The sequence below is a fragment of the Arthrobacter sp. TJ-58 genome, assembly GCF_058269295.1.
The window spans coordinates 616,554-640,883 of the sequence record NZ_JBZCNM010000002.1 but is presented as its reverse complement, the minus strand read 5'-3'; the positions used below and the strand labels follow the sequence as shown (position 1 = coordinate 640,883).

The 24,330-nt window shown below is 66.5% G+C and carries 18 protein-coding genes and 2 pseudogenes; 10 read left to right on the top strand and 10 right to left on the bottom strand.

Annotation, left to right across the window (positions count from 1 at the left end; translation table 11 throughout):
• The first annotated feature begins 123 nt into the window (after positions 1-123).
• Entirely contained in the window at positions 124-1,572 is a 1,449-nt protein-coding gene (locus AC4D2W_RS09220) for a zinc-dependent metalloprotease (RefSeq protein WP_490926587.1), read from the top strand.
• 49 nt (positions 1,573-1,621) lie between these two features.
• On the opposite strand, the gene AC4D2W_RS09215 is transcribed toward AC4D2W_RS09220, so the two are convergent.
• Positions 1,622-2,293 (bottom strand): M48 metallopeptidase family protein, encoded by a 672-nt coding sequence (locus tag AC4D2W_RS09215; protein WP_490926586.1) that lies wholly within the window; start codon positions 2,291-2,293, stop codon positions 1,622-1,624.
• Positions 2,294-2,429: 136 nt separating this feature from the next.
• Between AC4D2W_RS09215 and AC4D2W_RS09210 the strand changes: the two genes are divergently transcribed.
• Complete coding sequence (locus tag AC4D2W_RS09210; RefSeq protein ID WP_490926585.1) at positions 2,430-3,500, top strand: ThiF family adenylyltransferase; 1,071 nt, start codon at positions 2,430-2,432, stop codon at positions 3,498-3,500.
• 126 nt (positions 3,501-3,626) lie between these two features.
• Here AC4D2W_RS09210 and AC4D2W_RS09205 read toward each other — a convergent pair.
• Positions 3,627-3,815: pseudogene (locus AC4D2W_RS09205) on the bottom strand (manganese catalase family protein); the annotation flags it as partial.
• A gap of 176 nt (positions 3,816-3,991) precedes the next feature.
• Between AC4D2W_RS09205 and AC4D2W_RS09200 the strand changes: the two are divergent.
• Positions 3,992-4,741 carry an ANTAR domain-containing protein gene (locus AC4D2W_RS09200; protein WP_490926584.1) on the top strand — a complete coding sequence of 250 codons (750 nt, stop codon included), beginning with the start codon at positions 3,992-3,994 and terminating at the stop codon, positions 4,739-4,741.
• Positions 4,742-4,788: 47 nt separating this feature from the next.
• Here the strand turns inward: AC4D2W_RS09200 and AC4D2W_RS09195 are convergent, their stop codons facing one another.
• Complete coding sequence (locus AC4D2W_RS09195) at positions 4,789-5,106, bottom strand: hypothetical protein (RefSeq protein ID WP_490926583.1); 318 nt, start codon at positions 5,104-5,106, stop codon at positions 4,789-4,791.
• A 36-nt stretch (positions 5,107-5,142) separates the two neighbouring features.
• On the opposite strand from AC4D2W_RS09195, the gene AC4D2W_RS09190 reads away from it, so the two are divergent.
• A complete protein-coding gene (locus AC4D2W_RS09190) occupies positions 5,143-5,412 on the top strand; it encodes a hypothetical protein (protein ID WP_490926582.1) in 270 nt (89 codons plus the stop codon).
• A gap of 222 nt (positions 5,413-5,634) precedes the next feature.
• Positions 5,635-6,009 (top strand): hypothetical protein, encoded by a 375-nt coding sequence (locus AC4D2W_RS09185; protein ID WP_490926580.1) that lies wholly within the window; start codon positions 5,635-5,637, stop codon positions 6,007-6,009.
• On the opposite strand, the gene AC4D2W_RS09180 is transcribed toward AC4D2W_RS09185, so the two are convergent.
• Entirely contained in the window at positions 6,006-8,123 is a 2,118-nt protein-coding gene (locus AC4D2W_RS09180; protein ID WP_490926579.1) for an ATP-dependent DNA helicase UvrD2, read from the bottom strand. The genes AC4D2W_RS09185 and AC4D2W_RS09180 overlap by 4 nt on opposite strands.
• Positions 8,120-9,082, bottom strand: coding sequence for an NAD(+) diphosphatase (gene nudC, locus AC4D2W_RS09175; protein WP_490926577.1), 963 nt, complete (start codon positions 9,080-9,082; stop codon positions 8,120-8,122). The genes AC4D2W_RS09180 and nudC overlap by 4 nt, the downstream gene beginning before the upstream one ends.
• A 141-nt stretch (positions 9,083-9,223) precedes the next feature.
• Between nudC and AC4D2W_RS09170 the strand changes: the two genes are divergently transcribed.
• Positions 9,224-10,621, top strand: coding sequence for a macrolide 2'-phosphotransferase (locus tag AC4D2W_RS09170; protein ID WP_490926576.1), 1,398 nt, complete (start codon positions 9,224-9,226; stop codon positions 10,619-10,621).
• A 72-nt stretch (positions 10,622-10,693) separates the two neighbouring features.
• Here the strand turns inward: AC4D2W_RS09170 and AC4D2W_RS09165 are convergent, their stop codons facing one another.
• From AC4D2W_RS09165 to AC4D2W_RS09155, 3 genes are read right to left on the bottom strand one after another with little or no spacing between them, the layout of a single operon-like run.
• Positions 10,694-14,215 carry an ATP-dependent helicase gene (locus tag AC4D2W_RS09165; RefSeq protein ID WP_490926574.1) on the bottom strand — a complete coding sequence of 1,174 codons (3,522 nt, stop codon included), beginning with the start codon at positions 14,213-14,215 and terminating at the stop codon, positions 10,694-10,696.
• Positions 14,212-17,538 carry an ATP-dependent helicase gene (locus AC4D2W_RS09160; RefSeq protein WP_490926573.1) on the bottom strand — a complete coding sequence of 1,109 codons (3,327 nt, stop codon included), beginning with the start codon at positions 17,536-17,538 and terminating at the stop codon, positions 14,212-14,214. The genes AC4D2W_RS09165 and AC4D2W_RS09160 overlap by 4 nt, the downstream gene beginning before the upstream one ends.
• The gene (locus AC4D2W_RS09155; RefSeq protein ID WP_490926572.1) at positions 17,535-17,939 is read right to left on the bottom strand and encodes an MGMT family protein; all 405 of its coding nucleotides are present in this window, start codon (positions 17,937-17,939) and stop codon (positions 17,535-17,537) included. Before AC4D2W_RS09155 ends, AC4D2W_RS09160 begins: the two co-directional genes overlap by 4 nt.
• 73 nt (positions 17,940-18,012) lie before the next feature.
• Here AC4D2W_RS09155 and AC4D2W_RS09150 point away from each other — a divergent pair, with 73 nt between their 5' ends.
• The 4 genes and pseudogenes from AC4D2W_RS09150 to AC4D2W_RS09135 all read left to right on the top strand — a co-directional run bounded on the left by AC4D2W_RS09150 (position 18,013) and on the right by AC4D2W_RS09135 (position 21,855).
• Positions 18,013-18,696 (top strand): 3'-5' exonuclease, encoded by a 684-nt coding sequence (locus AC4D2W_RS09150; RefSeq protein WP_490926571.1) that lies wholly within the window; start codon positions 18,013-18,015, stop codon positions 18,694-18,696.
• A gap of 334 nt (positions 18,697-19,030) precedes the next feature.
• The gene (locus AC4D2W_RS09145) at positions 19,031-20,020 is read left to right on the top strand and encodes a methionine ABC transporter ATP-binding protein (protein ID WP_490926570.1); all 990 of its coding nucleotides are present in this window, start codon (positions 19,031-19,033) and stop codon (positions 20,018-20,020) included.
• Positions 20,017-20,694, top strand: a pseudogene (locus tag AC4D2W_RS09140) (methionine ABC transporter permease); the annotation flags it as partial. The gene AC4D2W_RS09145 and the pseudogene AC4D2W_RS09140, both read left to right, overlap by 4 nt.
• 321 nt (positions 20,695-21,015) lie before the next feature.
• Positions 21,016-21,855, top strand: a complete 840-nt coding sequence (locus AC4D2W_RS09135; protein WP_490926569.1) for a MetQ/NlpA family ABC transporter substrate-binding protein — start codon at positions 21,016-21,018, stop codon at positions 21,853-21,855.
• Positions 21,856-21,989: 134 nt separating this feature from the next.
• On the opposite strand, the gene hemL is transcribed toward AC4D2W_RS09135, so the two are convergent.
• Complete coding sequence (hemL, locus tag AC4D2W_RS09130; protein ID WP_490926568.1) at positions 21,990-23,315, bottom strand: glutamate-1-semialdehyde 2,1-aminomutase; 1,326 nt, start codon at positions 23,313-23,315, stop codon at positions 21,990-21,992.
• The gene (gene hemB / locus AC4D2W_RS09125) at positions 23,315-24,298 is read right to left on the bottom strand and encodes a porphobilinogen synthase (protein ID WP_490926567.1); all 984 of its coding nucleotides are present in this window, start codon (positions 24,296-24,298) and stop codon (positions 23,315-23,317) included. The genes hemL and hemB overlap by 1 nt, the downstream gene beginning before the upstream one ends.
• Positions 24,299-24,330 lie beyond the last annotated feature (32 nt).

Sequence of the window (24,330 nt, the reverse complement as noted above, 5' to 3'; positions counted from 1 at the left end):
GGTAACGTAAGGAAACCAAGGCCGCCTTCCAGCGGTCCATGATCCGGAGCAGCTGCCCCCGCCCGACGGCGGGTTTCTGCACCGCGCAATGCACGTCAATCTTCCACAGGACCGGTGGTATCCATGAGCTCCAACCCTTCCGACTCCGGGGACACACCCCAGGATCCGCTTTCTGAGATGCTTGCCCGGCTCTTCGGCGGAGCGGGTGCCGGCGGTATGGATCCGCAGGACCTGGCCAAGGCCGCTGGCCTGCCCTCCGACCCCAACGCAATGGCGATGATCTTCCAGCAGGTGCAGGCCATGTTCAGCGCTCCGTCGGAAGGCCCCGTCAACTGGCAGCTCGCCAAGGACAACGCGCGCCGCGTCGCGGCAAGCGACAGCGACCCCTCGGTGCTGCCGGCGCAGCGCCGCGAAGTGGATGAAGCCCTGCACATCGCGCAGCTCTGGCTGGATCCGGTCACCGACTTCGCGTCGACTTCCGCGCTGGGCCAGGCGTGGAGCCGGGCCGAATGGGTGGAAGCCACCATGGATTCTTGGAAGAGGCTGACGGAACCGGTTGCGGTGAGCATTTCGCAGGCCCTCTCCGATGCGATCAGCACCCAGATGCCCGAAGAAATGAAGACCATGATGGGCGGAGCATCCTCGATGCTCGCTAACATGGGCGGCGCCATGTTCGGTATCCAGCTGGGCCAGGCCGTGGGCGCCCTCTCCAAAGAGGTTGTCAGCTCAACCGACATAGGCCTTCCGCTGGCGGGCGGAACCATGGCGCTGCTGCCTGCAAACGTCGCCAAGTTCGGCGAAGGCCTGGACATCCCCGAGACTGAAATCCGGTTGTACCTTGCCGTTCGGGAAGCCGCCCACGCCAGGCTCTTCACCCACGCCCCCTGGCTGGCTGCGCATCTTTTCGGTGCCATTGAAAGCTACGCCCGCGGAATCCACATCGACATTTCCAAGATTGAAGAAGTGGCCCGGGATCTGGACCCGTCCAATCCGGAATCCATTCAGGAAGCCCTGTCCGGCGGAGTGTTCCAGCCGGAGCGCACCCCGGCCCAGGATGCGGCGCTGGAGCGCCTTGAAACAGCGCTGGCCCTGGTGGAGGGCTGGGTGGACGAGGTCACCGCCGCCGCCACCGTGAATCTGCCCTCCGCCGGCGCCCTGCGGGAGATGATCCGCCGCCGCCGTGCCAGCGGCGGACCCGCCGAGCACACCTTCTCCTCCCTGGTGGGCCTTGAGCTTCGCCCGCGCCGGCTCCGGGATGCCGCAGCTCTGTGGTCGCAGCTGCGTGAGGAACGGGGCATCGAAGGACGCGACGCCGTCTGGGAGCACCCGGACCTGATGCCCACGTCCAAGGACCTGGATGATCCCCAGGGCTTCAGCAAGCGGCGCGAGCTGTTGGAGGCGTCGGATTCCGACGTCGATGCGGCGCTGCAGCGCCTGCTTGAGGGCGGTTTCGACACCCCCGCCGAAGATCCGGCCGCCTCCGGGGAAACACCGGAAGAGGGCTCGAACGAGGACCTGGATAACGGCGAAGACGGAAACCCGTCCGGCGAGGGCGAGACCCCCAAGCCCTAACCGCTCCCGGACGGGTGCGCTGTGTGAGGAGCCGGGCGGCGAGCGAAAGCTAGTCGCCCGGCTCTTCTGCACCCGTCTCTTCTGCTCCCGTCTCTTCTGCGCCCTGATCCTCCTGCATGGTGCCTTCCAGTCCGCGTGCGGAGGCAAAGGCCGCCCCCTGGAGGTAGGCCTTCGCTGTTTCGGTCTGCGGATAGGCCTCCAGCAACCGCCAAAACGCGGCTGAATGGGACGCTTCGATCAGGTGTGCCAGTTCGTGCAGCAGCACATAGTCCACCACCCAGCCGGGCATTCCCTGCAGCTTGTCCGACAACCGGATGGTGCCGCGGGCCGGTGTGGCGGAACCCCAGCGCGAATTCTGGTTGCTCACCCAACGCACCGATAACGGCCGGGCAGCCCCGCCCAGATACTGCCGGGATAATTCAGCCGCGCGCTCGGCAAGTTCGCCGGCACGGTCCTTTGGGTCGGGCAACCGTGCCGGAGCCGTGCGCTGCTCCAGGCGCATCACCATGCGAGAGACCCATTCCGCTTCCTGGGCCTTCGTGAAGTGGCCCGGAATCGAAATGACTGCCTTTCCATCCCGGAAGGCGGCGTTCACCGTACGCCGGCGCTTGGCCGACCGGCGCACTTCGATGGGGATGCCGGTGCTGGTAACCGACGGCACCGCACTCCCTCCGGGGTGGAGCCTGCGTTGTGCCGAGCGGGGTGCATCTTGCGAAGACATGACTTAACCCTAGGCGAGGCGACGGCGGACCCGGGCACCTGTGGATAACCACACGCCCGCTCCGGAACGCGTGCCAAGATGGCTCAGCAGGCCCCTCCCGCCTGCTGCAGAGCGGATTTCCACTTTGGAGGTTTCCATGCGGATCAATCCCGGACTTCATGTGCTGGAGGTTTCAGACTCAATCCGGCAGTACGGACTGGGGCCCAACGCCCTGATCCTGCGCGGACTGCAGGAAAGCGATCTTGCGTTCCTTGCCGCCCTGCGCGCCGGACTCAGTGACGGAGCGGAGGCCGCCGAGGCCCGCCGGTGCGCCGTTCCTCCGCAGCGGGCACACGCCCTGACACAGGCCCTCTCCCCGGTCCTGCTGCCCTTTCCGGATGCACCGGAACCGGGCGAAGCACCGGTGCCGGCACTGCGGGCCGAACGCCTCGCCGCGGACGCTGACCGGCTGTCGGCAGCGTACTCAGTGAACGGTTCCGCGCTTATCCGGCGCCGTGCCCGCGCCGCCGTTGAAGTCAGCGGGCTGGGCCGCACCGGAGCGCTGCTCGCCCGCACCCTTGCCTCAGGAGGGGTGGGCACGCTGATGCTCTCGGACCCCGGGACAGTCCTCCCCTCAGACCTTGGACCCGCTTATTCCCTCACCGATCTGGGCATGGGCAGGGCCGAGGCCGTCAAACGCCACATTTACCGGGTGGATCCCACGGTCCAGGTCCTGACCAATCCAGTCCGGCGTCCCGGCGTGCAGACCATGCACCTGGATCTGGCCATTTGCGTGGGAAACCCGCCCCTGGCCGGACGGAGGGAAGGCGTGCCGGCACGGGAGCATCCGCTGTTGACCGTCACCGTCCAGGAAACCGGGGTGGACGTGGGTCCGCTTGTTGTACCGGGGCTGACCCCCTGCCTGGAGTGCCTGGAACGGCAACTGGCCGACGGCGACACCACCTGGTACTCCGCCGCGGACGCCCTCAACCGGCAATCGGCCGAGACTGCACCTGAGGGAGAGGAAACCTCCGGGTCGCTTGTGGCCGCCGGCACCGCAGCCGCCCAGGCCCTGGCCTATTTGGACGGCGTGGTCCAGCCCGCCGTGTGGTCGGCCGTACTCGTGCTGCGGTCGGCGGACGGGTACATCGGGTTCAAGAAGCTCTCATTCCACCCCGGCTGCGGCTGCCGGCTGCAGCAGAAGGGTTCCCCGGCCCGGGCTTCCTAGCGCGCTTTTACGAGCATCCGTCTTCGCAGCGGCCGTCCACCTGTTCTGGTGCATGGTGTCAGATGCCTGCGGGGACAGCCGGGCAACGGCAAGCCGCCTCTGCCGGCCACAATGGCGTGGTGAACATCCATGCCCGTAAAATGGATCTTGGTACTTGCCGGGCAGGTGCGAATTCCAGCATTGGAAGGCGTACTGCATTGCTGCGGTAATTTCACCGTACTGTCCGCCGAGCACTTCCTGTAGCTTGACTGCGTAGACGACATCCGGCTTATCCGGCGTTGCATTGAACTGAAGTTCCTGCTTATGAAAAAACACTATTCACTTCCGCAGCTCAGGCCCGGTCATTGGCTGGGACTCCTCTGGCGACTACCCCGGACCAGTGCTGGATTCTAACCGGATAAGTAATAAGCAAACTTGGCAATAGCATCGAGGGTGGGGAGGACCACCAAATGAATCACCTGCAGGGGACCCCTACAGAGGTCAGGCATTCGATGGAGAGCCATACCGGATCATCCGAGACCCTGGACAGCTTCTTGCTGGACCGTTTGGAAGACGTCATTCTCTCGAGCTGCGCCGTTCCGGAGTTCCTGCATCGGCTGGCCGTCCTCACATCAGAGATTTTTTCGACGGACACCGACCCGATATTCACCGCCATAGCCCTGCTCCGGGACCGTAAGCCCGTCTGCATGGGGTTCAGCAGCGAGCCGCCCCCGTCCGTCGAAAAGCTGGAGTATGCCTTTCGCCGGGGACCGGCGAAAGCAGCCGTAAGCCAAGAGTCCACTGTGCACATATCCGACCTTTGGAACGACCCCGCCGGCGGTGCCTACGCCGACGTCGCGCACCGGCTTGGCGTGCGCTCCCTGATCTTCGTTCCCCTGAATCTCGATACCGAAGGATGTGCCGGGCTCACGCTGTACTCGGCCCGGCCAAACCGGTTCGATGCCGGCACCGTTTCCCGCGCCGAGGCGTACGCCCGCCGGATCCTCAAGCCGCTCCGCATCGCCGCACGCCTGGCATCAAGGGAAGAACAGTCCTCAGACTTGAGGGCGGCCATGGAGTCCCGCACCACCATCGATCTGGCCATGGGAATTGTGATGGGACAGAACCGCTGCGGCCAGGACGAAGCCTTCACCATCCTGCGGTCCGCCTGCAGCCGCCGCAACATGAAACTCCGGGATCTGGCGGCGCTTTTGGTGGCCTCAGTGGGCGAACGAGCACCACGGACACACTTCGATTTCTGACGCAGCCCGTCCTTCCGATTTGTTCCCGCCAAGCTCGGCCCTTTACCCTAGGAGCAGAGGCTCAGCAGTGTGCCCAGGAACTCTTCTTTTGGAGACCCGTGGAACACAAACTGCATGTCCTCGTCCAGCTTGATGCCGACCTCGCAGCGGCGGTCCTGCAAGTATCGGGCTGCCTGACGGCCGAAAGCTGCCAGGCCCTGCCGAACATCATTCAAAAAGCCGCTGCCCTTCTCCACCGGGACCGGATCACGGTTGACCTGACACGGGCACGGCACATCGAACGGGAAGCTGTTGCTTTTCTGCGCAGCGGCACCGGCTTCGGCAAGTCCGAACTCTTCGTGAAATGCCCGGATCTTCTGCCCCAATGCCCAGCACCGAAGACGGCCCCGCGGAGTCACCAGGTGAACCAGGAGCTTTTCCCCGCCCACCGCCCCTCTGCGCTGTCGTGGATGGACCTGCCGTCGGATCCGCTGGACACCGAGGCCCTGGAAGCCCTTCCTCAGCACACCCTGCAGGCCCTGACGGACCGGGTTTTTCACCAGTTGGATTCCGATCATCCATCTGCCTTCGCGCTCGAGTGGTACAGCGCGCTGTGCGGGGAATGGGCCCGTCGCACGGGACCCGGTGCAGGCCAAAGCGCCACGAAGATCTACGACCATGAGTATCCGTAAGCTGGCCCGGCACCCGGGACCGGGTTAAGATTTGTGCTGAGCGCCTCCTTGATCCGGTCCCCATGATCCATCCGGAGGACATCCCCGGAGCGCTCAAAGGTTACTCCTTTGGGGGAAGGAGTCTTTGATGTTCGGTGACGCAGCAGCGGATATTCCCTGCACAGCGTCTCAGGGCACGTCATCAAGAGCGTTGGGAAACGACAGCGCGGCTAGGGGCAGAAGATGGGTTTCGAGGCAGTTGAGCCGGAGCAGCGGCAGTTGCTCAAGAAAGCGCTCGACGACGCCCGGCTGTGCGTGCCCGATGTGTGGATGCAGTACGTCAGTCTCGGCGGCATTGTGGGCGAGTACGAAGTCGATGCCTACATCAACGGCTCTTTATCGCTTCCTCCGCTGCAGCGGGACATCCTCGCCCATGCTGCGAACGAGCTCATCGACGAGCTCCCGCCGCGTCCGCGCGCGCCGTACGGCGCCGACGTCGCCCGCACGCAGGCGGGCGGGCATCCGCTGGAAGACCGCAGGCACCCGGAATCCGCAGAGGACCAGGGCTACGGACGCGGCCGCGGCTCGAACCCGGGCGAGGACCAGCGTCCCGGCTAATTGTCCGCCAGCACCCGCAGCACGGCCTCGCCGTAGCGCTCCAGCTTTGAGGGTCCAACACCGGGAAGAGTGGCCAGCCGGTTCAGGGACGGCGGGCGGTCCTCGGCAATCGCCACCAGGGTGGCGTCCGTGAACACCACGAATGCTGGAATACCTGCTTCCGACGCCGCCTCCCTGCGCCACTCCCGCAGCGCTTCAAACGTGCTCTCTTCGTAGGTCACGGGACATTCCCCGCACCGGCCCACCTTGCGCTCGGCACCGGTGGTGAGCAGGGTTCCGCAAACGCGGCACTTGGCCGGACCGCTGGATTTGCGCCGTGCCGGTGTCTTGGGAGCGGCGCTGCGCTGCAGGTCGCGGGTGGTCTGCGGGCGCAGGCCGTCCAGGAACCGGGACGGTTTGCGGTTGGCCCGCCCGCCCGGGGTGCGTGCCGTGGACCAGGAAAGGCACAAGTGTTCCCGGGCACGGGTAATGCCCACATACAGCAGGCGCCGCTCTTCATCCACGGCCTCGGGGGTGTCGGCAAAGGAAATCGGCATGAGCCCCTCGCTCAGCCCCACCAGGAACACCGCATCCCATTCCAGGCCCTTGGCGGAGTGCAGGGATGCCAGCGTAACGCCCTGGACCGTGGGAGCATGCTGGGCGGCGGCACGTTCGTCGAGCTCGGCGACGAAGTCCATCAGGGTGAAGATCGCGTCGGGGTCCTGCGTGCGGTTGGTCGTGAGTTCGTCGGCCAGGGACACCAGTGCCGCCAGCGATTCCCACTTTTCGCGCACCGCCCCGCCGCCGGCCGGAGCCTCGGGGGTGTAGCCCAGGGAGGCCAGGATGTCGCGGACCAGCTGGGGCACCGGGTCGTTGCCCACGGAGCGTGATGCAGCGCGCAGCTGCAGCATGGCGTCGCGCACTTCGCGCCGCGCAAAGAACCGCTCTCCCCCGCGAAGCTGGTAGCCGATCCCGGCCGTGGCCAACGCCTGTTCATAGGCCTGGGACTGTCCGTTGGTGCGGAACAGGATGGCGATCTCCGCGGGCTGCACGCCGTCCTTGATCAGCACCTTGATGCGTTCGGCCACCGAGGCGGCCTCGGCGTCGTCGTCGGCGCATTCCGTAAACGTGGGCTCGGGACCTGCGGGGCGCTGGGCAATGAGTTCCAGCGGTTTGGGCCACGGCGGGGCAAAGCGCGAGCGCTCGCCCTCGGCGGTGCGGGCGGCCAGGATCCGGTTGGCCAGGCCCACCACCTGGGGCGTGGAGCGGTAGTCCCGCACCAGTTTGACGATAGGGGCGTTGGGGAACCGCGACGGGAAACCCAAAAGGTGCTTGGACGTTGCGCCGGTGAAGGAGTAAATGGTCTGGCTGGAGTCGCCCACCACGCACAGTTCGTCGCGTCCGCCCAGCCACAGGTCCAGGAGCCGCTGCTGGAGCGGGGACACATCCTGGTACTCGTCCACCACGAAGTGGCGGTACTGGTCCCGCACCGTGGCGGCGACCCGTTCATCTTCCTGGAGGATGCCCACGGTGATCAGCAGGACGTCCTCGAAGTCGATGACGTTGCGGTCCACCTTCACGTCTTCATAGGCCTGGAAGATGCGGGAAATGGTGATGAGGTCAAAACCTGCCGGAGCGTCCCGGCCCTTGGCGGCGGAGACGTAGCTTTCCGGGGTCAGCATGGACACCTTCGCCCACTCGATCTCGGCTGCGACGTCGCGGATGGCGGCGCGGTCCGTGGAGAGCCGCAGGCGCCGGGCTGCTTCGGCAATGAACTGGGCCTTGTGGCTGAGCAGGTCCGGAAGCTGCCCGCCCACGGTCTGCGGCCAGAAATACTGCAGCTGCTTCAGCGCGGCAGCGTGGAACGTCTTGGCCTGGACACCGCCGGCACCCAGATCGCGCAGACGGGTACGCATTTCCGCGGCGGCGCGCGCAGTGAACGTCACTGCCAGCACGCGCTGGGGCTTGTAGACCCCGGTGTGCACGCCGTACGCCATGCGGTGCGTGATGGCCCGGGTCTTGCCGGTTCCGGCACCGGCAAGGACACACAGCGGCCCGGTCAGGGAGGTGGCTACTTCACGCTGTTCATCATCCAGTCCCCCGAGGATGCGGGCTTCAACGGAGTCTGGGCTCATGCCTGCGCCTCGAGCTCCGGTTCCTTGATCGGTCCTCCGTACCAGCGTTCGATCAGGTTCCGGGCGATGGAAATCCCGCCTGCGATGGTGATCTCGCCGCTGGCCACGGCAGTTCCCAGTTCCTCCCGGGTAAACCAGCGCACGTCGGAGATTTCGACGCCGTCCGGGGTGGCTTCTGCATCCTCGGTGCGGGCGGTGAAGCCCAGCATCAGGGAGCAGGGGAAGGGCCAGGGCTGGGATCCCAGATACTGCGGCGAGTGGACGGTCAGCCCGGATTCTTCGGCGACCTCGCGGATGACGGCCGCTTCGAGGGATTCCCCGGGCTCGACGAAGCCCGCCAGGGTTGAGTAGCGGTTGCCCTTCCAGGCCGCCGCGGAGCCCAGCAGGATGCGGTCCTGCGGGTCGGTGATGGCAACAATGATGGCCGGGTCGGTGCGGGGGAAGTGCTGGCTGTTGTCCTCGGGGCAGCGGCGGACCCAGCCGCCCTGCTCCGGAACGGTGGCGGCACCGCAGCGGGGGCAGTGGGTGTGGGCTGCGTGCCAGTTGGAAATGGCGGCGGCTTCGACAAACAAGGCCGCATCCAGTTCGCCCAGCAGGACGGCGACTTCGCGCAGCGACGCCCACCGAGCACCGTCGGTCTCCAGCAGCGGATCTTCTTCGTCCAGGGTAACCAGAACGACGTCGGTGCCGGCCGGTTCCTGCGCGTCAGCCAGGGTGCGGCCCAGATAGACGGGCACCTCCCCGAAGCCGCTGTGCGCCACGGAACCGAGCACCACCTCGGTGTCGCTGATCAGGGCCTTGCCTCCGGCCATGTACATAACGCGTGTGGAGGGGTTCGCACGGATCTGCTCGAACAGGTCCGCTGCCACGCGGCGGTCCGAACCGCGGTCCACCGCTGTGCGGGCCAGCGGCAAAATTCCAAGAGGGGGTACAACTGCTACCGGTGCTGGGCTGCTCATGTCTCTACCGTACTGACTTGCGGCCAACAACCTGTAGTCGGACTTCCGCTACGTGCTCAGCCTGAGTTATTGCTCACGCATCCGGCGACTCGCCGCCAGCCTATGGTTATTCGCACCACATGTACCTCTACGGTTGAAGATGTGAAACGCACCCCCATGGAATTGGCCGCACTGGCCAGCGCCGCCGTCTCCGGGCTGGCCCCCACCGGCGTCGCCGGCTCCCCCGACGATGCCGCGGACTTTGACTCCGCTGTCCTGGTTGACGACGCCGGAAAGCAATGGCGGGTACGTTCCCCCAAGCACATTGATGCCAGCATGAGGCTGGAAACCGAGCTGCTGGTGCTCCGGGCCTTTGTGCCTGCGGTGCGCGCAGAGCTGCCGTTTGCCCTCCCGCATGTTGCCGGGACAGTCCGGCAGGGTGATCTGTGCACCTTTGTGTACTCGCACCTGCCCGGCTCCACCCGCGACATTGATTCGCTGGTGGCGGAGAACGGAACGCTGCCCCGGGAAGTGGGCCGGGCGATGGCTGCCATCCACAGCCTGCCGCATGATCTGGTGCACGACGCCGACCTGCCCAGCTACTCCGCGAACGAATTCCGGCAGCGCAAGCTCAACGAGCTGGACCAGGCCGCCACCACGGGCAAGATTCCGGCCGTGCTGCTGCGGCGCTGGGAACATGCCCTGGAAGACGTCACCCTGTGGCGCTTCAAGTGCTCCGTGGTTCACGGCGACCTTCATGAGGACAACCTGCTCGTCTCCCACGGTCGGATCAGCGCCGTCACCGGCTGGACGGATCTGCGCATCGGAGACCCCGCCGACGACTTCGCCTGGCTGATTGCCGCCAACGACCCGGCCTTTACCGACGCGGTGCATGCTGCCTACAACGAGGCCCGCCCGGAAGCGCCGGACCCGCACCTGATGCGCCGTGCCGCCCTGTCCGCGGAGTTTGCCCTGGCTCAGTGGCTGGTGCGCGGCGTGGCTGCCGAAAACTCCACCATGATTGCCGAGGCCGAGGAAATGCTCGCCACCCTCGAGGCGGACATCCTGGAGCAGGAAGCTGCAGAGAAGATTGAGGCGGAGGAAGCAGCGGCAGCCGCCGCTGAGGCCGCCGCCGAAGCCGCCGAAGCAGAAAGGGTGGCGGCCGAGGAGGCCATTCGTGCCGCTGCTGCTCTTTCCGCGTCCGCCGCCGCTCCTTCGGTGGTGCTGCCCGTGACCCATCCCGCGCCGACCAAGAGGCCTTCCGTAAGCGCGGGGGTGTGCGCGGTGTCCACCCGGGTGAGCGTCATGCCCATTGATGACGCCCCGGCAGGCTCCGCTGAGTCCGGCGGCGAATATCCGGCCGGTGCTGAAGCCGCGCCTGCCTCGGAATCCCCGGAGGCCGCAGACACCGGCGCGATCGCCGTCGTCGCCGTTTCATCCGAGGGCTCAAGCGCCGCAGCAGGCACCCAGGAGCTGGACCCGAATGGGAAGTCCGGCACGGCCAAGGCGCAGAAATCCGGTTTCTCGAAGAAATCAGGGCGGCTGAAGAAGAGGAAGTAGGGGCGGCCTGCCCTGTGCAGGCCTCCCCCGAACAGGCCGCCCTCTACCAGGCCGGGCCGCCCCGGCAGCTCCCTAGGAGTCCGCGGAGTTGGCCCTGCGGATGATGTCCTCAAGCTCCTTTTCGCCCAGCAGGTTGAACGGACGGATCAGTTTGTCCGCAGCCACGTAGTAGAACGCCGCATTGACCTTCTCCAGCGGCACCTGCTTCAGCCTGGCCCAGGCCAGCCGGTAGACGGCCAGCTGCACGGAGCGGACCTCAACCTTGTCCCGCGTGGGAGGTGCTCCGGTTTTCCAGTCGATCAGGTCCCAGGTGCCGTCCTCGTCCTGGAAGACTGCGTCGATGCGTCCGCGCACCACCACGGTATCCACCCGTGTCTCCACCGGAACTTCGATATAGGCCGGAGTCCGCCGGGCCCACGCAGAGGCCTCGAATGTGGCAATCATGTCATCGAGCTCGTAGGCCTCATCCACGTAGGCGTCGGCAGCTCCCGGGTGCTCATCGATGTCCAGCATTCCGCTGGTGCCGAAGAACTCCTCCACCCAGGCGTGGAATGCCGTTCCTTTGCGTGCTGCCATGCCCGGCTCCCGCGGCACGGGCCGGCGCAGCTGCCTGGTGACCTCTTCCGGATCATCTTTCAGGTCCACCAGCAGGGAAGCGGAAATGTGGGCGGGCAATTCGACCTCAACCACTTCGTCCGAGGGGCGGTGCCGGGCCAGGACCAGCTCTACTTCCTTGGCCCAGCGCGTAGGTTCAAACACACTCCCGGAGGACTCATGCGGGGCCTGGCCGGCGCTGCCGTCCACGTCGGTGAGGATGTCAATTTCCGACTGGCCCACGCGGGCCGTCTGCCGGGCTGCAGCTTCAAGTACGGCAACCCCGGCTGCCTCCATGCCGGGGCGCCGCTCCCCCAGGGGATCGATGGGCCAGCTTTTGCGCTGGACATCGGCGTTGGCCGGGTTGGTGTCCCCTTCGTCGCCCTCCTTCACCCAGGACATCAGGCGGAAGCCGGGTGCTCCGGCTTCCCCCAGATCGTAGAGGTCCTGCAGATAGCGCGAGACCGCAGTTGGTTTGGACCGTCCCCCTCCCCACACGCTCGAGGTGCAGATCAGCACGTACTTGGCCCGGGTGAAGGCCACGTAGGCCAGACGGCGTTCCTCGCGCTCGGCATGTCCGCGCGCGTCTTCACTGAAGGCCTTCTCGCTGTCCACCCAGCTCTTCTGATCCTCCTGTTCCCAGTCCCACTGGGGAAGATCGGGGGCGTCTCCGCGCAGCGGCCAGGGAATGGCCCCTTCTCCGCTGCTCCAGCGCGAATCACGGTCATTGGGGAACTGGCCCTCATTCAGGCCTGGAATGACCACTACGTCCCATTCCAGCCCCTTGGAGGCATGAACAGTCAGCAGCTGTACGGCTTCACGGCTGGCCTCAAGCTGCGTCACCGGAAGGCCGTTTTCTTCCTCATTGGCGGCCTCCAGCCATGCCAGGAAGGCCATCAGGTCCACCCGCTCGCTCGAGGAGCTGAAAGTCGCGGCGGCGTCTATGAAGGCATCCAGGTTCCGCCGAGACTCATGAATGGTGACCCCGGGCTTGGCCGCCACTTCAATGTCCAGCAGGATCCGCCGTTCAACTTCGCCGATCAGCGTGGTGAGATCTTCTCCGACATAGCTGCGCAGGTCCCGCAGCTCATCGCGCAGCAGCGCCAGCCGGCGCAGCCCTTCTGCGGAGATGGACCTGCCCGCGTTGGAAACCCAGTCCGGCCGCGGCAGGGAGTCCACAGCCTCCACCAGGGAGCCTGCTTCGGCCATGTCTGCCTCCACCACGGTTTCAGTGCCGTCCGGCGCCTCATCGGGACGGTGGACATCCGCAGCGTCCGCCACGGACATGGCCCGTTCCCGGACCCGGACCAGGTGCCGGGACCAGTCAGCCAAAGCCATCAGATCAGCGGGGCCGATCCTCCAGCGGGCTCCGGCCAGGATCCGCAGCATGGAATCGGACCGCCCCGGATCGCCGAGGACCCGCAGGACTGCCAGAACATCCACCACTTCCGGGGTGGACAGCAACCCGCCCAACCCAACAATCTGCACCGGGATGCCCCGAGCCTCGAGGGCTTCCCGGATGGGGCCGAACTGTTTGCGGCCGCGGCAGAGGACCGCCACGGTGGGCTGCAGATCCTTGCCCGCGTCATCGGTTTCGAACCGCCGTTTCCGGTGCTGCAGCACCTGCTCTGCCACGGCGTCGGCTTCGCCGAGGATTGCCTCGGATTCCCCGTGTGCAGGCACGGAAACGTCAGCCACGTAGCGGCCGAGGTACACCTCGCCGACCGGTGCCTTGGGCCGGGCCTGCAGCTCCGGAACCTGCGGGAGCCGCTGCTGCTTCAGCCAGGGCGCAATGGTATTCAGCGGTGTCGAGACGGCGTTCGCCGTGGCCAAGATGGAAGTGGCATTGCGCCAGGCCACCGACAGGTTGGCCACCGGTGCGAGTGCCCGCGAACCGTCGGGCAGGAACAGGGGGAACTGGTTCCGGAAGGTGCCCAGCTGGCCCGCTGATGCGCCCCGGAAACCGTAGATCGACTGATGCGGATCACCCACAGCGGTCACGGCACGGCCGTCGCCGAACAGCTGGGAGAACAGCACCATCTGGGCGTGGGAGGTGTCCTGGAATTCATCCAGCAGCACTACCTTGTACTTTGCCCGTTCCATCTCCACGGCTTCGGGGATGGTGGCGGCGATCCGGGCGGCAAGTTCCACCAGGTCGCCAAAGTCCAGCTGCCGGCGCTCCGACTTGGCCCTGCGGTAGTTCTCCACCAGCTCGGTAACGGAAATCCGGGTGCGCAGCCGGTCCATCAGCTTCTGCACTGCAGCGGTTGCGGCTTTGGTTTTGCCGTACTGGTACGGCAGGGCGGACACTGCTGCCAGGTGCGAGACCAGGTGCTCCCGGACGTCTGCGGGGTTCTGCAGATGTTCTGCGCATTCGCCGGCCATTTGGAGGACGCCGTTGACCAGGGTGGATTTGGCGGCGGTGAAGTGTTCAAAGTCCCCGGCATACCCCTCGACCACCTCGGTCGCCAGCTGCCAGGACTGGGCTCCGCCGAGCATCACGGAATCCCGTTCCACACCCAGCCGCAGGCCGTAGTCGTTGACGATTCCGTTCGCATAGGAGTGATACGTGGACACGGTGGGATCCAGGCGGGCGTCGGCGCTTTCATCCGGATCGGTTCCCGGCGGAATCAGGCCCGGATCCGCGGTGCCAACCGCAAGAACCCGGTGCAGCAGGTCAAGGCGCTGCCGGATTCGGGTCTCCAGCTCTCCTGCTGCCTTGCGCGTAAAGGTCACGCCCAGGATCTGTTCCGGGCGCACGAGCTGGTTCGCCACCAGCCACACCACCCGGTCGGCCATGGTTTTGGTTTTCCCCGAGCCGGCACCGGCAATGACAAGCAGCGGTTCCAGGGGCGCTTCGATGATGCCGACCTGGTCATCCGTGGGGTACTGCACCGAGCTTTTCGGATCGGTGTGCAGCATTTCAGCCAACTCGCGGGCCGAATACCGGGGGGAACCGGGGACCTCGGGGGGCAGGGTCTCACTCAGGGGGGCACTCATTCAGTGACCTGCTTTCCTTCGGGGCAGAGCGGGCAGATTTCAGGAAGACGGCAGCCGTGGCCGCCGAAACCGCTGCGGGTGGGGTCGTGCACGGTGTCGAAGGTGGAATCGGACATCAGCGCCGCCGCCGTCCGGATCATGTCCTGCGCCCGGGTGTCTGCGGGATCCAGCGGTTCCTGCTCCTGCACGGACACGCCTTTGCTGGTGGTGCCCAGCTGGACAAGTGCCGCCCCGCCCGGCAGGGACGACGGCGCGGGCGGCTCCGATGCGGGGCCCTCCCCTTCCGCTGCAGGCTTTTCCCGGTTTACTGCACCCTCCCGCACGGCCTCCTGATAGGCGGCCAGCTGCGGGTGCTCTTTGAGATCATCTTTCTTGGGTGCCGATTTACCGGTCTTGAGGTCAACAATGAACAACCGGCCCTCGCCGTCCATCTCCAGCCGGTCGATCTGCCCGCGCAGCAGGGCGGTCCGTTCCTGTCCGCGGATTTCCACCGGCAGCTCAGCGGCGAAGTCCCGTTCCACATCCACCAGGGAACGGCCCTCCTGCCGCATCTTAATGACGTATTCGGCGAGTTTCCGCACCATGGTTTCGGCACGCCTGAAATCCACTTTGCCTTCCCAGTTGTCCTTCATGCCCAGGGCCGGCCAGCGCCGCTGCAGCTCCGCGACGTATTCGCTGCCGGAAGCGTCCGGCAGGTCCTGCGCAATCTGATGCACCAAGGTACCCAGGGAACGGGCGAAGTCGGTGGCCTGCTCCCCGCCTGCAGCTGAAACAAACCAGCTGAGGGGAGACTTCAGTACGGCGTCGACCTTGGACGGCGATACGGGAATGGGCGTTTCCGCCGGAACCACCGGGGCGTCCGTGGAGAGCGGTGCCAGCCCCCACCATTCGGACGGCGCCGCGCCGGGCACACGGACGGGGTGGTTGAGCATGGTGCCCAGATGATGCACGGCCTCACGGGCGAGATCGGGTTTCTCCTGAGGCTGCTGGGCATAGGCACGCAGCTCGGCCACCAGCGAGCGCAGCGTGAGCGGACGCAGCACCTCCGTGCGTTCGCGTTTCATAGCTTCCGGCGGAAGGGGTTCCACCAGATCCAGGAACGGGGAAGGTTGTTCATCATCGGAGGACACCGCCGTGCAGATCAGCAGCTCACGGGCGCGCGAGACGGCGGTGGAAAAGCTCCGCAGTTCATCGTGCCGGGTGGCGTGCATCAGAGTTTGCGGGCTGCGGTGCTTGGCGAAGCCGTCGCCGTGCTCGATGGCGGCCACCAGGTCCCCGCTGCCCAGCAGTTCTCCGCGCAGCCGGAGGTTGGGCCAGACCCCGTCCTGGACGCCGGCAACAATGACCATGGGCCATTCGCGTCCGGCAGCACTGGCAGGAGTCAGCAGCTCCACTGCATCACGGCGCTGGGCCCGGGCAGCCAGGGTGTCCATGGGCAGCTCTGAGCTGGTCAGATACTCAAGGAACTGGGCCGGGGTGGAACCGGGCAGCTGGTCCACATAGCGTTCGGCAGTCTGGAACAGCGCCATGATGGCGTCCAGGTCCCGGTCCGCCCGTGCGCCGCCAGGCCCGCCGGACAGTGCGGCGTCGGCCCATTTCTTGGACCAGCCGGAGACCGACCACAGCGCCCAGAGCACGGTTTCGGCCGTGGCTCCGGGCTGGTCCGCGGCAGCACGCCCCGCGCGGAGCATGGCGGCCAGCCGCTGGGCGGCACGTGCTTCCCATGACAGGCCGGCGAGCGCGAGTCCGCTGGGTGAGAGCGGGTCCGTCAGGGCTTCCACCAGCAGTGCGTCGCTGGTGCGTCCGCCTCCGCCGCGCATTTCTTCCCGGCGCAGGGACTGGCGCAGGCGGCGCAGTTCGATGGAGCTGGCACCGCCGATTCGTGAGGTGAGCAGCGAGACCGCAGTTTCCGGTGTCAGCAGGTCCGGGTTCAGGACGACGGCGAAGGCCTCCAGCAGCGGCCGGACGGCGGCTTCATCGCGCACTGCCTTCTCCGCCACAGGAACCTTCACGTCAATGCCCTGGCCGCTGAGGTAGCGCTGAATGCGTGCCAGCTGGCCGCCCGTGCGCACGATGACGGCCATGTCCTCCAGCCTCCGCCCGTCCAGCAGCTGGGCTTGGAGGATTCGCTGCGCGATGTACCGCAGTTCGTGCATGGGCGAATCGACGACGTGGGCCTCGGCCCGGCCCGCAGCCAACGCGTCAGCGGGTACCTCACCCTGGACTGCGCCCTCGGCCGGTTCCTCCGGCCCGGTAACGGGAAGATCAGCGGCGGGAAGAACAGCAGCCCGGTACCGGGGAAGCTGCCCGACCACTGAAATGCGGGAGGCGGTCCGCAGCCAGGCCGAGGCTATCGATCCCGTGAGCCGGTGCGGGCCGGACAGGACGAAGGTCTGCAGCCCTTCACCCAGAGTGGATGCAAGCTTGCCCAGCAGATCCGGGCGGGCTCCGCGGAAACCCTGCACCACGGTATCCGGGCAGGCGGTCACCACGGCGTCCCTGTCCTTGGCGAGCAGACCCAGCAGAGCATGGATGGCAGGGTTGGCCTCCTGCAGGTCGTCCACGAGGATGAGCTGCAGCCGGGCGCGTTCCGCCGCCAGGAACTCCGGATCGGCTTCCAGGATTTCCAGTGCGGTGGTGATGATCCCGGCCGGGTCAAAGGCCTCCGGCATGCGGATGTCCAGGACATCCCGGTATTCCGCGTACAGGGCGGCGGCGGCCACCCAGTCCGGCCGGTTGTGCCGCCGTCCCAGATCGGCAACCTCTTCCGACGAGATCCCGTACTCGATGATGCGGTCAAACAGCTGCCGGATTTCCTGCCGGAAGCCCCGCGTCGGCAGGGCAAGGTCCAGTGACTCCGGCCAGGGCAGGGCAGGAATGCCCTCCTGGCCGTGTCCTTCCAGAAGTTCCTTGATGATGACGTCCTGCTCCGCACCCGACAGCAGCTTGGGGGCCCGCGTCAGGTAGGGCAGGCGGCCTTCCGCCTTGGCGCGCCGGATCAGGTCAAAAGCGTAGGAAGCCCAGGTGCGGGCGGGAGACGTGCTCAGCGTGCCCTGCAGCCGGGCGGAGAGCGCATCGCGCAGGGCTGCCGCGGCCAGGCGTGTGGGGGCCAGCAGCAGCAGTCCCGCCGGATCGAGCCCGCGGTTGATTCGGGCTGCGGCGGCTTCGACCAGCACAGTGGATTTGCCGGTGCCGGGGGCGCCCAGCACCAGGACCGGCCCGCTGCCGGCGGGCAGATCCACCACCGCCTGCTGGTCCGGGGTCAGCTCCGGGGTTTGTGCAGTTGCCGCCGAGGGCCCCAGCAGGTGCAGTTTTACGCTCATGCCTCTACTTCATCACGTCCTGCCGACACTTTCGGACCGGCTTCAGCCAGCCCGGCACGCAAGGCCTCGAGTGCTGCCCAGTCCGCTTCCGAGGGGAACCACCGGGCCCCGCCCATCCGCACCCGGTAGCCGCCGCCGTCGTCGTCCGGGGTCCCCTTCACCGGGGTGCCTTCGGCAGCGTAATGCTCCCAGGCCCGCAGGCCGTGGCACCGCGGAGGTTCACCGCCGGCGCGGATCACGCGCCACCAGGGCAGCCCCGCTCCGTGCCGGGACAAAACTGCGCCCACTTGCCGCGGACCGCCCTGGCTGAGGATCTCCGCCACATCCCCGTAGGAAAGGACATGTGCGGGCGGGATCAGCCCAACCACCGAACGCACGGCATCGACGTAGTTCCTGCGCATGTGTCCAGCGTAGACCGGACGGCAGGGACGCCCCGAATCTTCGAATGTCAGTGCCCAAAGGTACGTTTATTTGATGAACAGCTGGCATGAACTTCCCCACGCGGCCTTTGATCTTGAGACCACCGGCCGCGACCCGCAGACGGCACGCATCGTGACCGCGTCCATCATCCTCGTGAACGGCCGGGGGGAAGTTCTGCAGCACCATGAGTGGCTCGCTGCCGTGGAAGAAGACATTCCCGCCGAGGCGGCAGCCATTCACGGCATCAGTACGGAACACGCCCGTGCACAGGGCCGTCCCGCGGCCGAAGTAACCGCCGAAATCGCCGGCGTGCTGGGCAGCATGTTCTCCGCCGGCATTCCCGTCCTGGCGTTCAACGCCTCCTACGACTTCACCGTCCTGAACCGCGAGTGCAGCCGCTTCGGCCTAACTGCTCCGGTTCCCGCACCCGTGATCGACCCCTACATCCTGGACAAGCAGGTGGACCGTTACCGGCGGGGAAAACGCACCCTGACAGCGCTGACCGAGCATTACGGCATCGGCTTCGAGAACGCCCACACCTCCGCTGCCGATGTCATGGCCACGATCGGGGTGGCCCGGGCGCTGGCAGGCAAGTTCCCCGTACTGCACGGTGACGCCTCACAGCTCCACCAGGACCAGGTCCGATGGGCCAGCGAACAGGCTGCCAGTTTCCAGGACTATCTGCGGCGCAAGGATCCGGGCGCGGTGGTGGACGGGACCTGGCCGGCCCGCGGCTAAGGGACCCGCTGCACACGCAGCCGCCGCCGGCATGACGCTCCGGCAGGTTCACGGCGTAACACTAAGCCGCAGCCCGAAGCACTGCTTCACACAGAACCAACGAATCATGCCTTGGAGCCTCTGCATGAGATACTTGCAGCTGTGTTAGGCGCTGATGGCGCCCCAGGCGTGCCCTGGAGAACCCTGTGGCGGGGTTCCTCCCGAGGTCCCGCGTCTCGTGCCACGTGATTGGCAGACACCTCCAGTTGGCCCCGGCACCCGGACGGCCCCGGCACCGTTGCGTGCCCTGGCAGCTGTCCGATGACCAGCCCCCACTTACAGACCACGAGGATCAATGATCACAGTTACGGACCTGCGCAAGGTATACCGCCAGGGCGACCGAGACGTCACTGCGCTCGACGGCGTGAGCCTGAGCGTGCCCAGGGGATCCATTCACGGAATCATCGGACATTCCGGCGCCGGCAAGTCGACCCTGGTGCGGTGCCTGACGCTGCTGGACCGGCCGACGTCGGGCTCGGTCACCATCGACGGGCGGGAGTTGACCGCGGTTCGGGATTCGGAAATCCGCACCGCCCGGCGCCGCATCGGCATGGTCTTCCAGCATGCCAACCTGATGGATTCACGCACAGCGGCCGCCAACATTGCGCATCCGCTGGAACTGGCCGGAGCCAAAAAGCAGGACATCAAGGACAAGGTGTCCAGCCTCCTTCGCCTGGTGGGACTGGAAAGTTTTGCCGGCGCCTATCCCGCGCAGCTTTCCGGCGGGCAGAAACAGCGGGTGGGCATTGCCCGCGCGCTGGCGTCGGATCCGGACATCCTGCTGTGTGACGAGCCCACCTCGGCCCTGGACCCCGGCACCACCGATGACATCCTGGACCTGATCTCGGATCTGTCGCACCGGCTGGGCCTGACCGTGCTGATCATCACCCATGAGATGAACGTTGTGAAGCGCATCTGTGACTCCGTCTCCCTGCTCGAAGCAGGACGGGTGGCGGAGCACGGCCCGTTGAACGAGGTCGCCTCGAACCTGGGCGGCCGGCTGGCCAAGCAGCTCATTCCGCTGCCCGCCACTCCGCTTCTGCCCGGAGATCCCACCGGCCCCGTGCTGGAACTGCTGCTCACCGGCGGCAATGCCACCGAGCCGGTGCTCTCCGCCCTCACCCGGCGCTTTAACACCGATGTCAATGTCCTCGCCGGAAGCGTCGAGACACTGGCCGGCAGCCGCTTCGGCCGTCTGCGGATCCAGCTGGACGTGCATACGGACATGACCGCCGTAACCGACTACCTCGCCAATCAGGGCGTCGCCGTGGAGGTGGCCGCATGAATTTCCTGACTGAACTCTTCAACAACCCCGGCATCACCAAAGCCCTGCCGGACGCCCTGGTGGAAACCCTCCAGATGGTGGGAATCTCCGGGCTGGTGACCCTGCTGATCGGTGTTCCGCTGGGCATCTTCCTGCACACCAGCGCATCCGGCGGGCTGCGGCCCATGCCGGTCACCAACCGGATTGTCAGCGGCGTCATCGTCAACATCACCCGCTCGGTTCCCTTCGCGATCCTCATGGTGACGCTCATTCCGCTCGCCCGGTTCATCACCGGCACCTCGATCGGCCCGATCGCTGCGTGCGTGGCCCTGAGCATCGGCACCATCCCGTTCTTCGCCCGGCTGGTTGAAACCGCACTGCGGGACGTTTCCGGCGGCAAGATCGACGCGGCCCTGGTCATGGGCTCCACCAAAATGCAGATCATCACCAAGGTGCTGCTTCCTGAAGCGATGCCGGGCCTGGTTGCGGCCCTGACCACCACCATGGTCACCCTGGTGGGCTACTCCGCCATGGCCGGAATCGTCGGCGGCGGCGGGCTGGGCAAGCTGGCCTACAACTACGGCGTCCAGCGGTTCGACAGCGGGGTCATGCTGGTCACCATCATCGTGATTGTGGTGATTGTCCAGATCATCCAGATCGCCGGAGACATCGTGGCCCGCCGCGTTGACCACCGCTCGGCCGACGGCGGAGCCAGGCGCCGCCGTCGTTCAGCCGCCGCTGCCCCGGACGCCGGCGTCAGCGCTTCCATCGGCACGGCCGGCTCCGCCTCCTCCTCCGACCAGAGTGTGCAGGGCCGGACGGATTCGTCCTCCCTCTCCCGCTGATTGCCGCCGCTTCCATCCGACGGCGGCCCCGTGCCGCCCCGAAACCTTCCGTCCGGCAGGCCCCGCAGTTGCGGGGAATGCCGGACGTGAAACCGCAGCCAGTAGCCGCTAGCTGCCCACTGTCCGGGTTGGATGTCTCCTGACCCGTGTCATTTGAAAGGAACGCATCAAATGCGTAAATCACTGACCCTCGTTGCCACCGGTGTGGCCGCAGCCCTGGCGCTGTCGGCCTGCGGAGGCTCCGACGCCTCCAGCGACGCCGTCGACACCCTGGACCCGGCCAACCCGGTGACCCTGACAGTGGGCGCAAGTCCGCTGCCGCACGCCCAGATCCTGCAGTTCGTGTCCGATCATCTGGCACCGGATGCGGGCCTGGAGCTGAACATCAAGGAGTTCGACGATTACGTCACTCCGAACATAGCCCTTGATGACGGCTCCCTGGACGCCAATTACTTCCAGCACCTGCCGTACTTCGAAGAGCAGGTGCAGAGCCGTGGCTACGACTTTGAGCACGGCGAAGGTATCCACATTGAGCCGTACGCCGTCTTCTCCGAAAAGCACGAGGACATCTCGTCCGTGGGCGACGGCGCCCGGGTGGCCATCACCAACGACCCCTCCAACCAGGCCCGCGCACTGACGCTCCTGGAGGAAGCCGGCCTGCTGGAGAACGTGGAGGACGACGCCTCCGTGCTCGCCCTGACGGACGAGCAGAACCCCAAGCACCTGGAATTCGTGGAGAACCAGCCGGAACTGCTGGTCAATGACCTCAGCGATGACACTGTTGATCTGGCCATCCTCAACGGCAACTACATTCTGGCAGCAGGCCTGAACACCGACGATGCCCTGCTGGTGGAATCGGTGGAGGACAACCCGTACGCCAACTTCCTCGCCTGGAAGACCGGCCACAGGGACGCCCGGATCGACAAGCTTGAAGAGCTGCTCCACTCCCCCGAGGTGAAGGCCTTCATTGAAGAGACCTGGCCCAACGGTGACATGACCGCTGCCTTCTAGCAGCAGCTTTGGCATCAGGCGGCACCAGCCGCACTAAAGCTGCATCAAAAAACCCCGCACCTCCCGGATAAGGGACGTGCGGGGTTTTTTGTCGTGCCGCCGGGAACCGGCTGCGCGCTGAGGCGGCCGCCCGGCTACGGCGTGGCGTCCGCGGCAGCCTTCGCGGCCGCCGGAAGCGCCGCGTAGATGCGTTCCATGGCAGCGTCGTCGTGCGCACCGGAGAGGAACCAGGCTTCAAAGACCGAGGGCGGCAGGTACACGCCCGAATCCAGCATGGAGTGGAAGAAGGGCTTGTACCGGAAGGCTTCCTGCGCCTGGGCCTGCTCGTAGTTGTGCACGCCCGTGGCGGAGGTGCCGAAGGCAACGCTGAAGAGGCTTCCGGCCCGCTGGATGCTGTGATCCACTCCGGCCTCCGTCAGAGCGGCGGACACCGCGGCGGAGAGCTCGGCGGAGCGTGCGTCCACGGTGGCGTAGACCTCCGCGGTGGCGGCCTTCAGCGTGGCAACCCCGGCAGCCATGGCGATCGGGTTACCGGAGAGGGTGCCGGCCTGATAGACCGGGCCCAGCGGGGCCAGGTAGTCCATGACGTCGGCACGGCCGCCCAGTGCGGCGACGGGCATGCCGCCGCCGATGACCTTGCCGAAGGTGAACAGGTCCGGAGTCCAGCCTTCCTGCGCGCCGGTGAGGCCCCAGTAACCGGCCGGACCCGTGCGGAAACCGGTGAGGACCTCGTCCAGGATCAGCAGGGCGCCGTTTTCGGCGGTGATGCGGGACAGGGCCGCGTTGAAGCCCGGAGCCGGAGTCACCACGCCCATGTTGGCCGGCGCTGCTTCGGTGATGACGGCGGCAATGTCCGCGCCGTGGTCGGCGAAGGCCTTCTCAACGGCAGCGACGTCGTTGTACGGCAGCACCAGCGTCTCGGCGGCGGTGGCAGCAGTGACGCCGGCGGAGCCCGGCAGGGCCAGGGTGGCCAGGCCGGAGCCGGCGGAGGCCAGCAGTCCGTCCAGGTGGCCGTGGTAGCAGCCGGCGAACTTGATGATCAGGTTCCGGCCGGTGTAGCCGCGGGCCAGCCGGACCGCGGTCATCGTGGCTTCGGTGCCGGTGGAAACCATGCGCAGGCGCTTCACGCCCGGAACCCGGTCCATGACCAGCTGCGCCAGTTCGGCTTCGGCCGGGGTGGACGCGCCGAAGGACAGGCCGTTATCCACGGCGGCGTGGACCGCTGCGAGGACGTCCGGGTGGGAGTGGCCCACCAGGGCCGGGCCCCAGGAGCAGACGAGGTCCACGTATTCGCGGCCTTCGGAGTCCGTGATGTACGGGCCCTTGGCGGAGACCATGAAGCGCGGCGTTCCGCCCACGGAACCGAAGGCCCGGACCGGTGAGTTCACGCCGCCGGGCATCAGTGCCCGGGCGCGGTCGAAGAGTTCTTCGGAGGAAGACGGTGAGACAGGTGAGGACATTACTTGCTTTCCTTCAGCCAGGCCGCCAGCTCGGTGGCCCAGTAGGTGAGAATCATGTTCGCGCCGGCCCGCTTGATGCCCAGGACGGACTCTTCGATGGACCGGCGGCGGTCAATCCAGCCGTTGGCGGCGGCGGCTTCAATCATCGCGTACTCGCCGGAGATCTGGTAAGCGCCCACCGGGACCGGGGACATGGCGGCTACATCGGCCAGCACGTCCAGGTAGCTCATGGCCGGCTTGACCATCACCATGTCCGCGCCTTCTTCGAGGTCCAGTTCCACTTCGAGGAGGGCTTCGCGGCGGTTCGCGGCATCCATCTGGTAGGTGCGGCGGTCGCCCTGCAGCTGGGAGTCCACGGCTTCGCGGAACGGGCCGTAGAACGCCGAGGCGTACTTGGCGGCGTAGGCGAACAGCGAAACATCGGTGAAGCCGGCCTCGTCCAGGGCCTGGCGGATCACGGCGATCTGGCCGTCCATCATGCCGGACGGGCCCAGGACATGCGCACCGGCACGTGCCTGCTCCACAGCCATCCGGCCGTAGATCTCCAAAGTGGTGTCATTGTCCACGACGCCGTTTTCATCCAGCACGCCGCAGTGTCCGTGGTCCGTGAATTCGTCCAGGCAGACGTCGCTCATGATGACCAGGTCATCGCCGACTTCCTCGCGGACGGCGGCAATCCCGCGGTTCAGGATGCCGTTGGGGTCGGTGCCGGCGCTGCCCACGGCGTCGCGCTCTGCGGGAATGCCGAAGAGCATGATGCCGCCCACGCCCAGCTCAACGGCCTCGGCGGCAGCCTTCTTCAGGGAGTCCAGGGTGTGCTGGACGACGCCGGGCATGGAGGTGAGCGGGTTGGGCTCGGTGATGCCTTCGCGGACAAAGACGGGAAGGATCAGCTCGGCGGGATCCAGCCGGTATTCGGCGGTCAGCCGGCGCATGGCGGGCGTGGTGCGGAGCCGGCGGGGACGGTGCTGGGGGAAGCTCATAGAGGTAAATCTGCCTTCCGGTAATGATGGGG